This window comes from Dyella nitratireducens, from assembly GCF_014642835.1.
Lineage (GTDB): Bacteria > Pseudomonadota > Gammaproteobacteria > Xanthomonadales > Rhodanobacteraceae > Dyella_B > Dyella_B nitratireducens.
The window spans coordinates 1,833,229-1,848,043 of sequence record NZ_BMJA01000001.1; the positions used below are offsets into that span (position 1 = coordinate 1,833,229).

The window sequence follows — 14,815 nt, forward strand, 5'->3', positions numbered from 1 at the left end:
ATCAGATCTCGGTCGCGAGCTGGTCGAGCAGCGCCTTGTGCGCCGCTGCGTCGATCTCACGCTGCACGATCTTCGAGGCACCCTGCACGGCCAGAGCACCGACGCGCTCACGCAGATCTTCGCGCGCACGCTGCGCCATCGAGGCGATCTCGTCCTGCGCTGCCGCCTTCAAGCGGTTGATCTCCGCCACAGCATCGGCACGCGCCTTGTCCAGAATCTGGTTGGCCTGTTGCTGCGCACGATCGATGATCTCGGTGGCCTGCTGGCGAGCCTGCTTGATCTCGCCGGCAGCCTTGTTGTCGGCTTCCCGCAATTCGGCATGCGCGCGTTCAGCGGCATTGAGCCCTTCGGCGATCTTCAGCTGGCGCTCTTCGATGGCCTTGGTGATGTGCGGCCAAATGAAGTGCACACAGAACCAGATCAGAATGGCGAAGGCGATCATTTCGCCGATCAGAGTGGCATTGAATTCCATCGCTGCGTTACCTGTACCTACGTAGTGTTATGGGCTCAACACCCTAAGGAACCGTGGCGCCGCACTTGCAGCGCCACATTCCATGAGGCTTAGTGGCCTGCTGCAACGACCAGCTTCGAAAGAAGCGGGTTCGCCACGGCGAAGTACATCGCCAATGCCACGCCGATCAGGAACGCTGCATCGATCAGACCAGCTAGCAGGAACATACGACCCTGCAGCAGCGGGACCAGCTCAGGCTGGCGAGCAGCGGCTTCGAGGAACTTCGAACCCATGATGCCGATGCCGATACAAGCGCCCAGCGCGCCGAAACCGATGATCAAGCCAAGAGCGATAGCGGTGAAGCCCTGGACCTGAGCAATATGAGCGACTAGTTCCACGATGATCTCCTCAAGAAAAAGAAAGCGGTAGTTCTAACGAAAGTGAATAAAATCAATGATGATCGTGAGCCATCGAGATATACACGATGGTGAGCACCATGAAAATGAAGGCCTGAATCGAAATGATCAAAATGTGGAAGATGCCCCACACCGTGTAGCCGATAACGCCCATGCCGAAGAGCAACCAGCTGCCCGCGCTGAACAGGCCGGCGATCAGCATGAACACCAACTCGCCCGCATACATGTTGCCGAACAGTCGCATGGCCAGGCTGACTGGCTTGGACACCAGCTCGACCAGATTCAAAGCGAAGTTGAACGGCGCGAACCACTTGCCGAAGGGCGCCGTAAAGAGTTCGTGCATGTAGCCGCCAAAGCCCTTGGCCTTGAAGCTGTAGAAGATCACCAGCAGCAGCACGGTGATGGACATCGCAAACGTCATATTGACGTCAGCGGTCGGCACGGCTCGGAAATGACCAACGCCGAACTTTTCGGTTATCCAGGGAAGCAGGTCCACCGGCAGCAAGTCCATGGCATTCATCAGGAACACCCAGATGAAGACTGTCAGTGCCAACGGACCGAGGAAACGGCGATCACCGTGGAACACGTCCTTGACCTGGCCGTCCACGAATTCGAGCACTATTTCAAGGAACGCCTGGCCTTTGCCCGGCACGCCTGATGTCGCTTTGCGCGCGTAGAGCCAAAACCAAAGACAGAAGATGACGCCAAGAGCCAGCGACACCGACACGGAATCAAGATGGAATGACCAAAAGCCATTCGGACTGACCTGGAAGTTCAGGTGCGTCAAATGGTGTTGGATGTATTCGGTAAGACCGCCCTGCGGCTCGCTTGCCATCTCTTAACCCTTAAATCTGAATGCCAGCAGATTAACCGCGTACGCAGCCGCCAGCCCCGTGATGGCAGCCAGCGGCGGCAATTTCCATTGAAACATGATCGCGATCATCCCCCCGATGATCACCATCCATTTCAGAATCATGCCCGTCAGCAGACGCCCCAGCGCCATACCGGCGCCGCTCACCTGACTGAAAACCCTCATCGACAGCAGCGCAGTACCTGCCGCTACGATCATTGCCCCAGCCGCTGCCGCTATCGCTTCACGACGCCCCAGCGTCGCGAAAACGAGGCCCACGATGACCGCCGCGAATAGCTGCCATAGCAGCAATCGCAGGGCGAGACGTCGACCGGAAGCAAGACTGTTGAGCACGTGAGGTTCCCGCGGTGTCGCAAGGCAATCAAACCCGCCACGGGTCACGATCCAATCTAAAAAAGTATATCAGTGCAGCTTTTAGGCCAGCAAGCCAAGCCTATGCGACACGCAGTCCCGGGGGGAATTTCGGACAAGAAAAAGGGCCGGACGTTAACGCCCGGCCCGAGGGCATATCGCAAGGGGAGTCGCGATATGCAGAAGGGGAATTACTTGGCGGCAGCCGCCGCCTTCTTGATGGCGGCAACCGGAGCGGCGACAGCCTCGTTGGCGGCCTTCTGCTGCTCCTGGACCAGGGCATTGAGCGACTCGGCCGTCTTCTGGGCCACGGCGATCACTTCCTTGGTGACGGAAACTGCACTCTCGGCCTGCTCGCGGGTCAGCGAAGCACCCTTTTCCCACAAGCCACGCAGCGCATCGATGTCGCGCACTTCGACCGCTTGGGCGATGAAGTCAGCCGTTACCTGGGCCTGCTTTTCCAGCGCAGCGAGCTGCAGCTCGGCAACCTGCTCCAGACCCTTGATGGCCAGGGAGTGGGCTTTGAACGCATTGTCGGACAGCTGTTTGGCGTAAGCGAAAACCTGGGTGTTCAATTGCTGAGTCATGACTTTGTCCCTCGCGGGGGGATTAAGGAATGTGAGACAAAGCCTAGCAGGGAATTTTGTGCGCTGCAATATGTTTTTTGTGAAGAAACTCGCCTGTCACGAAAATTTCAACTCCCGCAGGCATTTAGTTACGGATTTGTGAATTCTGCAGCGCATCAAAAACTGTCGCGACAGCAACTGGCACCCGATGTACACGTCTCATGCACCACCACTTTGTCCAGTCCCGGCAGGCTGGATTCGAGGTGCTGCCAGATCCATCGCGCCAGCATTTCGCTGGTGGGATTCTCAAGACCTTCGATGTCGTTGAGATAGCGATGATCGAGTCGGTCGTAGAGCGGCGCGAAGGCGGCTTTGACGTCGGCGAAATCCATCACCCACCCCAGCTTGGGATCAGGTTCACCGCGGACGTGGATTTCGATGCGGAAGGAATGGCCATGCAGTCGCGCGCACTTGTGCCCCTCAGGCACGTTGGGCAAGCGATGGGCGGCTTCGATCTGGAAAACTTTGAAGATATGCATGCGGCTATTTTACCCGCTACGCGAAGTCACTATTGGCGTGCATGCATTTAACTCCTCCTTCCGAAGGAGCGTGCGCGTTCAAACCTCGCCGTTGCGTGCTATCGATCGCCACGCGTGCCCTGGATCGAGCAAGCGCTGCTGGCTTGCCGGCCCTTCGGAACCGGCGGCGTAGAAATCCGGCGTGCCGCTTTGCCACGCTTCGAGCACGGGCGTCAGCAGTTTCCACGCCCATTCCACCTCGTCGAAACGCAGGAAGTGCGTGCGATCGCCGCCAATCGCGTCTGTCAGCAGTTGCTCGTAGGCAGAAAATTCGCGATCTTCCGGACTGGCGTAAGGCGCCGTGAGCACGACGGGCCGGCCGGCCAGTTCGAGGCCCGGACGCTTCGCCGTGACAAGCAGATCCATCTGCTCCGTGGGCCGGATGCGGAAAATCATCCAGTTGTTGCCTGCATGCACAGCCTTTGGCAATGCGCCGGGCACTTCGCGGAACTGTACGGCGATTTCCGAATAATTGGTCGCCAGCCGCTTACCGCTACGCAGGTAGAACGGCACACCGCGCCAACGCCAGTTGTCGATTTCCAAACGCAACGCCGCAAAGGTTTCGGTAGAAGAACCTCGCGCGATATCCGGCTCGCTGCGGTAGCCCGGAACTTTTTTGCGGCCCATCTGGCCCGCACGATATTGCCCGCGTACGGCGTGCCCATCGACGGTGGCCGGCGTGATCGGCAACGTCGAACGCAGCACCTCGACTTTGTGATTGCGCAGCACCTCCGGATCCCACTCCGCCAAGGGCGCCATGGCGGTAAGGCTGAACAACTGCATGAGATGGTTCTGCAGCATGTCACGCAGCGCGCCGGCCTTGTCGTAGTAAGCCGCACGCTTCTCGACTCCAAGCGTTTCGGCATACGTGATCTGCACCTGGGCAATGTGCTGCGCATTCCAGATCGGCTCGATGAAGCGATTGGCGAAGCGGAACACCATCAGGTTCTGCGTGGTTTCCTTACCCAGGAAGTGATCGATGCGCAGAATCTGTTCTTCTTGCCAGTGCGCATGCATGGTCTGGCGCAAGGCCTGCGCGGAGGCCAGATCCGTGCCGAACGGCTTTTCCACGATCAGCCTACGCCAACCATTGCGCGGCGCCTTGGCAAAACCGGCTTCACCGAGCGCGGAAGCTGCCGTACCAAACAGCGACGGCGGCAAGGCAAGATAAAACAAGGTAGCCGGGCTCAATTTATCTTTGAGTGCACGCAGCTGATCGGCCTGCAGTTCGCCACCCACATAATCGAGTTGACGGCGGAAGCGATTCCACTGCGCCGGTTTGTAGTCCGGCGCAAAGGATTGCAGCGCTTTCTGGATATGCCGCTCGAAATACTCGCGGCTCCAGGATTCCTTCGCGTAACCCACGATGCGCAGATCACGCGTCAAACCCAGCGTATGCAGGCGATACAGCGCCGGCATCAATAGCCGCTTGGTGAGATCCCCGCTTGCGCCCAGAATCACCAGCGTCGTAGCCATGACTCAATCCTTGTTGCCGGTTTTCTCTTGATGCCCGCCAAAGGCATGACGCATCGCCGACATCACTTTGTTGGCATAAAGATCATTGCCCTGCGACGTGAAACGGCCGAACAGCGCCGCCGTGAGTACCGGTACCGGCACGCCTTCATCGATCGCAGCCTGCGCCGTCCAACGGCCTTCGCCGGAATCGGAAACGCGGCCTGCGTAGCTCTGCAAGTTGGGATCACGCGCCATTTCTGCCGCAGTGAGATCAAGTAGCCACGAACCGACCACGCTGCCACGGCGCCACAACTCCGTGATGTCGGCAATCGGAAAATCGTATTGATAGAGCTCCGGACGCTCCAATGGTGCGGTTTCGGCGTCGGCGGTGCGCTTCTGCTTGCCGGCGTTGGCACCCTTCAACACGTTCAGGCCTTCCGCATACGCAGCCATCAAGCCGTATTCAATGCCGTTGTGCACCATCTTGACGAAGTGCCCCGCACCGTTCGGCCCGCAATAGAGATAGCCCTTCTCGGCCGCTGACGGATCACCGCTGCGGCTCTCGCTGCGTGGTGCCGCATCGACACCCGGTGCCAACGCGGCAAACGCAGGCTCCAGTCGTTTGAACGCGAGTTCAGGGCCACCAATCATCTGGCAGTAGCCACGCTCGCGACCCCACACGCCTCCACTCACACCCACGTCCACGTACATCACCTGGTGCTTGCTCAAAGCCTCAGCGCGACGCAGGTCTTCCACGTAATGCGAATTGCCACCGTCGATCACGGTGTCGCCAGCATTGAGCAACGGCACGAGTTGATCGAGCACCACGTCGACCACGGCGGTAGGCAGCATCAACCACACCGCGCGCGCGCCGTCGAGCTTGGCAACCAGATCCTGGATGGATTCCGCCGCCGTCGCACCATACCTGGCTGCTTCACGACGCGCCTCGACATGGGTATCAAACACCACGCAATCGATGCCTGCCTCAAGCATGCGTCGCACCATGTTCAAACCCATGCGACCCAAGCCGACAAAACCCAGTTGCAGCTTCTGTGCTTTCCCAGCACTCATGTTCTGTTCTCCCATAAACGGAAACCGCCTGCGAAGGCGTTGTGGTTATCGCCGCGGCGTACGTCGGTTGGCAGCTCAGCAAGGTGCTGCACATTCCCGCCACCCAGCACGACGTAATCCGGCTCCAGCGCCGCTTGCAACTGACCGATCACGTCGAACACGTGCGCATGCCATTTCTTCTTGCCGAACTTCTTGAGACCGCGTGCGCCGACGTAATCTTCGAATGTGCCTTTCCGATACGGCAGATGCGCCAACTCCATCGGTTCGATGACGCCATCGACGATAAATGCCGAACCCAAGCCGGTGCCCAGCCCTAGGAACAGCATGCGGCCGCCTTCGTAGCTACCAAGCGCCTGCATTGCCGCATCGTTGATGATCTTCACCGGGCAGCCGAAAGCCGCGGCGAAGTCGAAACCGACCCAGCCTTTGCCGAGATTGTAAGGTTCGCGTGCAATGCGCTCATGCAGCACCGGACCGGGATAGCCAATGCTTACCGCGTCGTATTTCCAGCCACGAATGGCTGCACGCAACTGCTTGACCATGTCGGCCGGCGTGAGCTTGCGACTGGACTTGATCTCCACCTCGCGCTTATTGCCGCTCACCATCGCCTTGACATGGCTGCCGCCGATGTCGATCACCAGCACCTTGTGCTTCGTCTCTACAGCTGAGGCACCAGCACCCTCTTCCGCCTTGCGACGAGCCTTGCGATACCACGTGATCGCGGCATTGGTGGCGCTATCGTGGTTGAGTGCCTTGCGCGGCGATTCGATTTCGTCCACCACGCGCAGGGCGAGCTGCTTGCCAAGTTCCACGCCCCACTGGTCGAACGGATTGATGTCCCAGATCGCCGCCTGCGTAAACACAATGTGCTCATACAGCGCAATAAGTGCGCCCAAGGTATGCGGCGCCAAGCGATCCGCCAACAGCAGGCTGGAAGGACGATTGCCTTCGAACACGCGATGCGGCGCCAGGCTCTCATCGATGCCTTCCGCCTGCACTTGCTCCAATGTCTTGCCCATGGCCAGCGCTTCGGCCTGCGCAATCATGTTTGCCAACAGCAGATCATGATGGCGCCCGTACGGGTTGAGCGATTGGCCAAAGCCGACGAAATCGCAGGGAATCAGCCGCGTACCCTGATGAATCAGCTGGTAGAACGAATGCTGCCCGTTCGTACCTGGCTCGCCCCAGTACACCGGACCGGTGGCGTAGTCGACATGTGCGCCACCAATGGTGACGTGCTTACCGTTTGATTCCATCGTGAGCTGCTGCAGATACGCCGGAAAGCGCTTCAGATATTGCTCGTACGGCAGCACTGCCTGCGTTTCCGCGCCGAAGAAATCGGTATACCACACACCGAGCAGACCCATGATCACCGGCAAGTTGCGTTCCAGCGGCGCGGTGCGGAAGTGCTCGTCCATCGCATGAAAGCCGGCGAGCAGCTCGGCGAATGCATCCGGACCGATCGCGATCATGGTCGACAGGCCGATCGACGAATCCATTGAGTAACGACCACCCACCCAATCCCAGAAGCCATACATCTGTTGGGTGGAAATGCCGAACTCTTCCACCGCCTTTGCATTGGTGGACAGCGCTACGAAATGCTTCGCCACCGCGCCCTTGTCACCGCTGGCTGCCTTCATCAGCCAATCACGCGCGCTGTGCGCGTTGGTCATGGTTTCCAGCGTAGTAAAAGTCTTGGAAGCGACAATAAACAGCGTTTCGTCCGGACGTAGATCGTGCACCGCTTCGGCGAAGTCGGTGTAGTCGACGTTGGATACGAAGCGCACGGTCAGCTTGCGATCGGTGTAGTGCCGCAAGGCTTCGTATGCCATCACCGGCCCCAGATCAGAACCACCGATGCCGATATTGACGATGTTGCGAATCGGCCGGCCGGTAAAACCAAGCCAGCTTCCTTCGCGAACAGCATTGGCGAATTCGCGCATGCGTTTGAGCACCGCATGCACTTCGGGCACCACGTTGGCGCCGTCAACCTTGATCACCTTGCGTGCCGGTGCACGCAAAGCAATGTGCAAGGCAGCGCGCTGCTCAGTGGTATTGACCTTCTCGCCGGCAAACATGGCATCGCGGCGCGCTTCCAGCCCGCACTCGCGCGCCAGTGCGAAAAGATGCTCGAGCGTCTGATCGTTGATGCGATGCCTAGCGTAGTCGAGACGCCAACCCGCGGCATCCGCGCGATAACGCTCGGCGCGGCCCGGATCGGCCGCGAACATGTCACGTAGGTGCTGTGTTGCCAGTTCCTGGCTGTGTGCTTGTAGAGCTTGCCACGCCGCCTTCTCGCGCAAGGCGCTCATGCAACCGCCCCCATGCGCTCGCTTACCGTATCGATCAGTTCGTGCCAGGACTTCACGAAGGAATCGGCGCCTTCCTGCTGCAACACCTTGGCCAGCGGCTCCACCTCGATCCCATGCGCTTGGAACTGCGCCAGCGTGCCCGCAACACTGGGATCTTCCAGCGTCATCAACCGCTCCGCCTTGCCGTGATCGGCAAACGCGAGCAGCGTTTTCTCCGGCATGGTGTTGACGGTGAGCGGCGCGATCAGGTTCTCGATGTACATCACATCGCTGGCATTCGGATCCTTGGTGCCGGTGCTGGCCCACAACAGGCGCTGCACACGTGCGCCGGCGTTTTGCAGTCGCTGCACGCGCGGCGAATTGATCAACTCGCGGTACTTGGCATAGATCTGCGCGCATACCGCAAAGCCGAGTTTGTTGCGCAAGTCGGCCGGCACCTTGTCAGCCACCTTGACGTCCCAGCGACTGATGAACACCGAGGCGACCGAGGCGATATCCAGGTCCAGGCCCGCCTCATGACGACGCTCCAGACCACGCAGCCATGCCTCGGCTGCGGCCTGGTATTGCTCGGGCGAGAAAAGCAGCGTGACGTTGATCGGCACGCCGCGGAAGATCAGCTCCTCGATTGCAGGCACGCCGGCCGGCGTGCCCGGCACCTTGATGAAGAGGTTATGCACCGCTGCCTGCTTGTGCAGCGTCACCGCCTGCTCAATCGTACGCTGCGTGTCATCCGCCAACAGCGGCGACACTTCCAGCGACACCCAGCCATCCACGCCATGCGTCTGCTGGTAAACCGGCTCGAAAATGGCCGCTGCACGGCGCAGATCGTCAATGGCCAGGCCGAAGAACACCGTCTCCGGATCCGCGTTGCCAATCCCACGAATGGAGGCGTCGTAATCTTTGCCGGTCTTGATGGCCTGCGCAAAGATGGTCGGGTTGGAGGTGAGGCCGGTCACATGCTTCTGCTCGCGGTAGCCGAGCAAGGTGCCGTCACCCAGCATGCCGCGGGTGATGTTGTCCAACCACAGACTCTGTCCGAGCCCATGGAGCGTGCGGGTCGGTTGTTCCATTGCAGTACTCCTTCGTGAAATGAGGCGAGTGTTCGACCGGCCGCCATGGCAGAGCTTTACGAGGAGTCTGCAGCGGCATCAGCCAGCAGGGTAGCAAGACGGATGTCACGGTCTGATGACCATCGAGACTATACGCCCGAACGGTGCACTCCCGGTACCCGTCTGCAATGAAGCAGCCGGGTACTTGCTGCCTGTTGTCGATACCCGCTACACCGTGATGGGCATGCTGAAGGTTGCATGCCTGCACGTGTGTGTATCAAAGCGCTTCCAAGGCCAGCGCTATGCCCTGGCCGCCGCCGATGCACAAGGTCACCACACCACGGCGTAGCCGCTCTCGCCTCATGGCATGCAACAAACGCGTCGTGAGAACGGCACCCGTCGCGCCAATCGGGTGACCGTGCGCCACAGCCCCGCCTTCCACGTTGACGCGCTCCTCGTCCAGGCCAAGCTCACGGGCCACGATGACGGCAATCGCCGCATAGGCTTCGTTGATCTCGAAACGATCGACTTCATGCAGACGCCATCCGGCGCGCTGCACGGCGAGCTTCACCGCCGAAACGGGTGCGATGCCGAACATGCCAGGCTCCACGGCGGTCACTGCAAAGCCGGCCAGACGCGCCATGGGTACCAGCCCGCGCGCTTCAGCAACGCCACGCGCGGCCACAACCATCGCCGCCGCACCACTGTTCAGCCCTGGTGCGTTGCCTGCAGTGATGGTGCCGTTCTCGCGGAATGCCGGCTTCAGTCGCGCCAGCCCCTCGAATGTGGTGTCCGAGCGCGGCGCTTCGTCACGCAAGAACAGTTCCGCGCCCTTCTTCGAGGGAACGTCGACGGGAACGATCTCGCCATCGAACAACCCCGCATCACGCGCCGCGACAAAACGCTGCTGCGAACGCAGCGCCCAGCGGTCCTGCGCGTCGCGATCCACGTGCTGCTGCGCGACGAGGTCTTCGGTATGCCAGCCCGAATGCTTCTGCGAAAACGCGTCGTGCAGGCCATCCAGTAACATGCTGTCATAGATTTGCGCGTGACCCATTCGATAGCCCCAGCGGCCGTTGCTCACCAGATACGGCGCGCGGTCCATGTTCTCCATGCCGCCAGCCAGCATCACGCTGCCCTGTCCGGACAAGATGTCCTGTGCAGCAGAAACGATGGCTTGCGCGCCCGAACCGCATACGCGATTCACCGTCATGGCAGGTATCGAGACATCCAAGCCGCCGTGAATGGCGGCTTGCCGCGCGGGATTCATACCGCTGCCAGCCTGCACGACCTGCCCCATCACCACACCGTCGACGGCATCCGCCGCCAGGCCGGCGCGTTCCGTCACCGCGCGGATGACCGTCGCACCCAACGCCGTCGCGGACACGTCTCGCAAGGCACCATTGAAACCACCGATTGCCGTGCGAACGGCATGGCAAAGCACGATCTCGGATTGCATGGAAGACTCCTAGTGGGGATGGGGAGCGCTGACGATGGATTACATGGGCGGCGCAATAGCAACAGCACGCGTATCCAGCGCAGGTTTCCAACCGCCGCCCAGCGCACGGAAGGCCGCAACAGCAGCACGTGCATCGTCAGCATGCACACGCGCCAGCTCATCGCGCGAAGTGAGCAATTGGCGATCTTCGTCCAGCACTTCGAGCAAGCTCACGGCGCCACCTTTGTAGGCATCCTCGGCCGCGGCACGAGCGCGCTCATGCGCGGCAACTTCCTTGGTGAGCTCGTCATGCTGACGCTCCAGCTCGCTAAGCGAGACGATTGCGTTTTCGACGTCTTCGGTCGCACGCAGCATGGACTGGCGGTAAGCCGCCAACGCTTCGGCATTCGCTCCCTTCGCTTGCGCCACCTCAGCGTCGACACGGCCGAAGTCGAACAGGCGCCAATGCAACCCGAGCGTGGCTTGCGGCTGAAACGCATTCGCCGTGAACAACTCACCACTACGCAGGCTTTCGAAACCAAGCAGTGCACCCAGCGACACCTTCGGGTAATACTCGGCCGTCGCTTCACCTATGTGCGCATTCGAGGCGGCCAGACGCCGCTCTGCCGCTATCACGTCCGGACGCCTGCGTAGCAGCATCGCCGGACCACCGTCGGTGTCAATGGAAGGGACGGTGAAGCTTTGCGTGCTGGCGAGCACTTCATGGCGATAGGTACCAGGTGCTGCGCCCATCAGTACATCTAGGCGGTTGAGTTGTTGTTCCAGCTCGATCTGCAATGGTGGCAGGGTGGCGCGCGCTTGCAGTACCAGCGCTTCGGCCTGAGCCTGCTCGCGCGACGTAGCCAAGCCGCCGGCAAGGCGCACACGAACGAGATCGAGCAGGCGTTCTTCCGTTTCCACTTGCTGCTGCGCCAAGGCGAGCCGCGCCTGCGCACCACGCACACGGAAATACGCATCCGCCGCTTCCGCGGCAAGCGAAACGCGAACACCCATGCTGGAGGCTTCAGCTGCTTGCGCCTCGGCTTGCGCTGCCTCGGCACCGCGATGCAGGCCGCCAGCAAGATCAAGCTCCCAACTCGCACCTGCGCCGATGTTTTCGTAGGTCTGATCCCGGCGATAACCCGGCAAGGCGCTGCCGATCTCGCCCAGGGGGCCGTCGAGCGATTGGTGGATGCGTGCTGCCTGTGCATCGAGGCTGCCCTGCGGCAGCCATGCAGCCCCGGCTTCGCGAGCCGCTGCATGCGCTTGATCTACCCGCGCCATCGCTGCAGCAAGATCGAGATTCTGTGCCGTCACGCGTCCGATGATGCGTGCGAGCTCCGGATCATCGAAGCCGAGCCACCAGGCATCCAATGCGGGCGCGGGTTGCTGCACATTGCGTTGAGTCAGCCATTGCTGCCCGGTGTATTGCACATTCGTCTGCACGATGGGTTTGGTGTAGTCGGGACCCACCATGCAACCTGAAAGTGTCGCGGCGAGCGCGGCAAATATGACCGCGCGCAAAAAAAGCTTGGTTTTGATGGATATGAACATGATTGACACGCCCTAATGCGCATCGGCCGATGGTGTGGAAGGTGGCGCCACTTTGCGCATGGCCGGCACCAGCACGGTAGCGATGACGAAGCAGACGGCGATAGCCAGGAACGCGTCCGCATAGGAAAGCGTTTGCGCTTCGCGAAATGCCAACCGCCACAGTTGCTGCAGCTCGCCATTCGGATCGCCCACGCTGTCGAAATGTCCGGCGCTCTGCGCGAGCCACTGGTTCATCGCCTCATTGCTCGTATTGAGGTGTTCGGCCAGCCGGTAGAAATGCAGATTGGTGCGGTCGTTGAGAATGGTGGCGCAGATGGCGATGCCGATGGCGCCACCGAGATTGCGCATCAGATTGAACAACCCGGAGGCAAGTTTCAGGCGTGCTGGCGGTAGGCCACCCAGCGTTAGAGTCACGACCGGCGGCACTGCCAGTTGCTGTGCGGCGCCGCGCAGCGCTTGCGGCAACAACAGCTGATGCGCGCCCCAATCATGGGTGATCGGTGTGAAATCCCACATCGACAACGCGAACAACGCGAGCCCCGCCATCAGGATCCAGCGCAGATCGAAGCGCTGCGCGAGGAACGCATACAGTGGTATGGAGAGAATCTGAAAGATACCGGTGGAAAACACTGCTTCGCCGATCTGCAAGGCGCTATAGCCTTCCACACGTCCGAGAAAGAGCGGCGTGAGATAAATGGTGGCGAAGATACCGATACCGGTGACGAACGAAAACACGCAGCCCAGCGCGAAATTCAAATCACGCAAAGCGCGCAGATCCACCACCGGGTGATCATACGTAAGGCTGCGTATCACGAAGCCGACGCCACAAAGACCGGAAAGCCAGGCTGTCGTGGTGATCGTGCTATCGGTCAACCAATTCCAACGCGGACCTTCTTCCAGCGTGTACTCCAGGCAGCCCAGGAAGATCGCCAGCAGCAGCATGCCGAGATAGTCGGCGCGGCGCAGCAGCGAAAAGTCCGGCGCATCGATGTTTACCAGCATCGGTACGGCGATGGTGACGAACAAGCCGGGCAGAAGGTTGATGAAGAACAACCAATGCCATGACCAGTGATCGGTGATCCAGCCGCCTAGCGTCGGACCGAGTGTGGGTGCAAGCGACGCAATCGCGCCGATGGTAGCTGCCGCGATTACACGCTGTTTGCCGTCGAAGAACACGAAGGCGGTGGTGAAGACTATCGGTATCATCGAGCCGCCGAGAAAGCCCTGCAGCGCACGGAACACGATCATGCTCTGGATGTCCCACGCGGCACCGCACAGCAGGCTGGTAAGCGTAAAGCCGGCGGCCGAAAGGGCGAAGAGCCAGCGCGTCGAAAACACGCGCGACAGCCAGCCAGAAAGCGGAATGACGACGATTTCAGCGATCAGGTAACTCGTCTGCACCCATGCCGTTTCGTCCACGCCTGCAGAAAGGCCACCGCCGATATCACGTAGCGATGCAGACACAATCTGGATATCAAGTAGCGCAATAAACATGCCCACGCACATGCTGGCGAAGGCGAATACCTTTTGCCCGGCGCCCAGCTTCGCCGGATCCATCGGCGGAGCAGCAAAGGCAGCACGCAAGTTCATGGCGCACTGCTGCCGGCTGACGTGCGTGTATCGACATCAGCAATCACGGAAAGGCCAGGGCGCAACAGACCTAGCACGTCATCTTTCTTGTCCAACGCAACACGCACCGGCACGCGCTGCACGATCTTGGTGAAGTTGCCGGTGGCATTTTCCGGTGGCAACACGCTGAACTCTGCGCCGGTGGCCGGCGCAAGGCTGGTCACATGGCCGTGGAAAATGCGCCCCGGCAGCACATCCGCGCGGATTTCGACCGGCTGGCCTGGCTGCATGCGTGCCAATTGGTCTTCTTTGAAGTTCGCGTCGACCCACAAACCATGCGCTGGGACTACGGACAGAAGTTGAGTGCCTGCCGCGGCATAGGCGCCAACGCGTGCACGCCGGTTGCCGATCACACCGTCCACCGGTGCACGCAATTCGGTGTAGCTCACATTCAATGCAGCGATGTCGCGTTCCGCCTTCGCTTGCGCCAGGGCTGCACGAGCTTGCTGTTTCTGCGAGTCGATCACATTGAGCTGACGCTGTGCAGCCACCAAAGCGGCCTCGGCCTTTTCCGTATTCGCGCGGGCGGTCTTGTCTTCCGCATCCGCACGCTGTGCGCTTTCTACCGAAACGGCCGCGCGGCCGGCCAGCTCGTGGTAGCGCACCTGATCGTCATGTGCGCGTATGCCTTCAGCGCTGGCTGCGGCAATGCTCGCCTTGGCTTCGTTGATGACGGCCTGCTGCAACTGTTCGGTCGCGTCGAGATTGGATAACAACGCCTCTTGCGCAGCGACTGCCCCCTCGGCCTTGGCCAACGCGGCACGGTAGTCGCGGTCATCGATCTTCACCAGCAGATCACCGGCATGCACTCGCTCGTTGTCGGTGACGTTCAAAGCGGTGATGTAGCCCGATACCTTGGGCCCGATCACCGTGATGTCGCCGCCGACGTAGGCATCATCGGTGTCCTGGATGAATCGCCCAACCGTCCACCAATGAATGCCGTAGATCACGCCCAACAGCAGCGTTACACCGACGGCAATACGGAGCACCCGCTTGCGCCGGGATTTGGGTGGTGCCACATCGGCCACGTCAGGAAGATCGAGCCGCTTGTCGGCGATAACGGTGTTCATGTCG

General features: G+C 60.5%; 14 protein-coding genes. All 14 read right to left on the reverse strand.

Annotated features, from left to right (window positions below; all coding sequences use genetic code 11):
* Position 1: 1 nt before the first annotated feature.
* A complete protein-coding gene (locus tag IEX75_RS08350; protein ID WP_188793758.1) occupies positions 2-472 on the reverse strand; it encodes a F0F1 ATP synthase subunit B in 471 nt (156 codons plus the stop codon).
* An 89-nt stretch (positions 473-561) separates the two neighbouring features.
* The gene (gene atpE / locus IEX75_RS08355) at positions 562-849 is read right to left on the reverse strand and encodes a F0F1 ATP synthase subunit C (RefSeq protein WP_188793759.1); all 288 of its coding nucleotides are present in this window, start codon (positions 847-849) and stop codon (positions 562-564) included.
* 52 nt (positions 850-901) lie between these two features.
* Positions 902-1,702, reverse strand: a complete 801-nt coding sequence (atpB, locus tag IEX75_RS08360) for a F0F1 ATP synthase subunit A (RefSeq protein WP_188793760.1) — start codon at positions 1,700-1,702, stop codon at positions 902-904.
* A gap of 3 nt (positions 1,703-1,705) precedes the next feature.
* On the reverse strand, positions 1,706-2,071 hold the full coding sequence (locus IEX75_RS08365; RefSeq protein ID WP_188793761.1) for a hypothetical protein: 366 nt from the start codon (positions 2,069-2,071) through the stop codon (positions 1,706-1,708).
* Positions 2,072-2,280: 209 nt separating this feature from the next.
* Entirely contained in the window at positions 2,281-2,676 is a 396-nt protein-coding gene (locus tag IEX75_RS08370) for a phasin family protein (RefSeq protein ID WP_188793762.1), read from the reverse strand.
* A 155-nt stretch (positions 2,677-2,831) separates the two neighbouring features.
* Positions 2,832-3,194 carry a 6-carboxytetrahydropterin synthase QueD gene (queD, locus tag IEX75_RS08375; RefSeq protein WP_188793763.1) on the reverse strand — a complete coding sequence of 121 codons (363 nt, stop codon included), beginning with the start codon at positions 3,192-3,194 and terminating at the stop codon, positions 2,832-2,834.
* A 78-nt stretch (positions 3,195-3,272) separates the two neighbouring features.
* On the reverse strand, positions 3,273-4,709 hold the full coding sequence (gene zwf, locus IEX75_RS08380) for a glucose-6-phosphate dehydrogenase (protein WP_188793764.1): 1,437 nt from the start codon (positions 4,707-4,709) through the stop codon (positions 3,273-3,275).
* 3 nt (positions 4,710-4,712) lie between these two features.
* Positions 4,713-5,759, reverse strand: coding sequence for a phosphogluconate dehydrogenase (NAD(+)-dependent, decarboxylating) (gnd, locus tag IEX75_RS08385; RefSeq protein WP_229720698.1), 1,047 nt, complete (start codon positions 5,757-5,759; stop codon positions 4,713-4,715).
* Entirely contained in the window at positions 5,756-8,071 is a 2,316-nt protein-coding gene (gene pgi, locus IEX75_RS08390; RefSeq protein ID WP_188793765.1) for a glucose-6-phosphate isomerase, read from the reverse strand. The genes gnd and pgi overlap by 4 nt, the downstream gene beginning before the upstream one ends.
* Positions 8,068-9,141, reverse strand: coding sequence for a transaldolase (gene tal, locus IEX75_RS08395; RefSeq protein WP_188793766.1), 1,074 nt, complete (start codon positions 9,139-9,141; stop codon positions 8,068-8,070). Before tal ends, pgi begins: the two co-directional genes overlap by 4 nt.
* A 256-nt stretch (positions 9,142-9,397) precedes the next feature.
* A complete protein-coding gene (locus tag IEX75_RS08400) occupies positions 9,398-10,579 on the reverse strand; it encodes a thiolase family protein (RefSeq protein WP_188793767.1) in 1,182 nt (393 codons plus the stop codon).
* A 39-nt stretch (positions 10,580-10,618) separates the two neighbouring features.
* Positions 10,619-12,112 carry an efflux transporter outer membrane subunit gene (locus IEX75_RS08405; protein ID WP_188793768.1) on the reverse strand — a complete coding sequence of 498 codons (1,494 nt, stop codon included), beginning with the start codon at positions 12,110-12,112 and terminating at the stop codon, positions 10,619-10,621.
* Between the two features lie 12 nt (positions 12,113-12,124).
* Complete coding sequence (locus IEX75_RS08410) at positions 12,125-13,702, reverse strand: DHA2 family efflux MFS transporter permease subunit (protein ID WP_188793769.1); 1,578 nt, start codon at positions 13,700-13,702, stop codon at positions 12,125-12,127.
* Positions 13,699-14,811, reverse strand: coding sequence for an HlyD family secretion protein (locus IEX75_RS08415; RefSeq protein WP_188793770.1), 1,113 nt, complete (start codon positions 14,809-14,811; stop codon positions 13,699-13,701). Before IEX75_RS08415 ends, IEX75_RS08410 begins: the two co-directional genes overlap by 4 nt.
* Positions 14,812-14,815 lie beyond the last annotated feature (4 nt).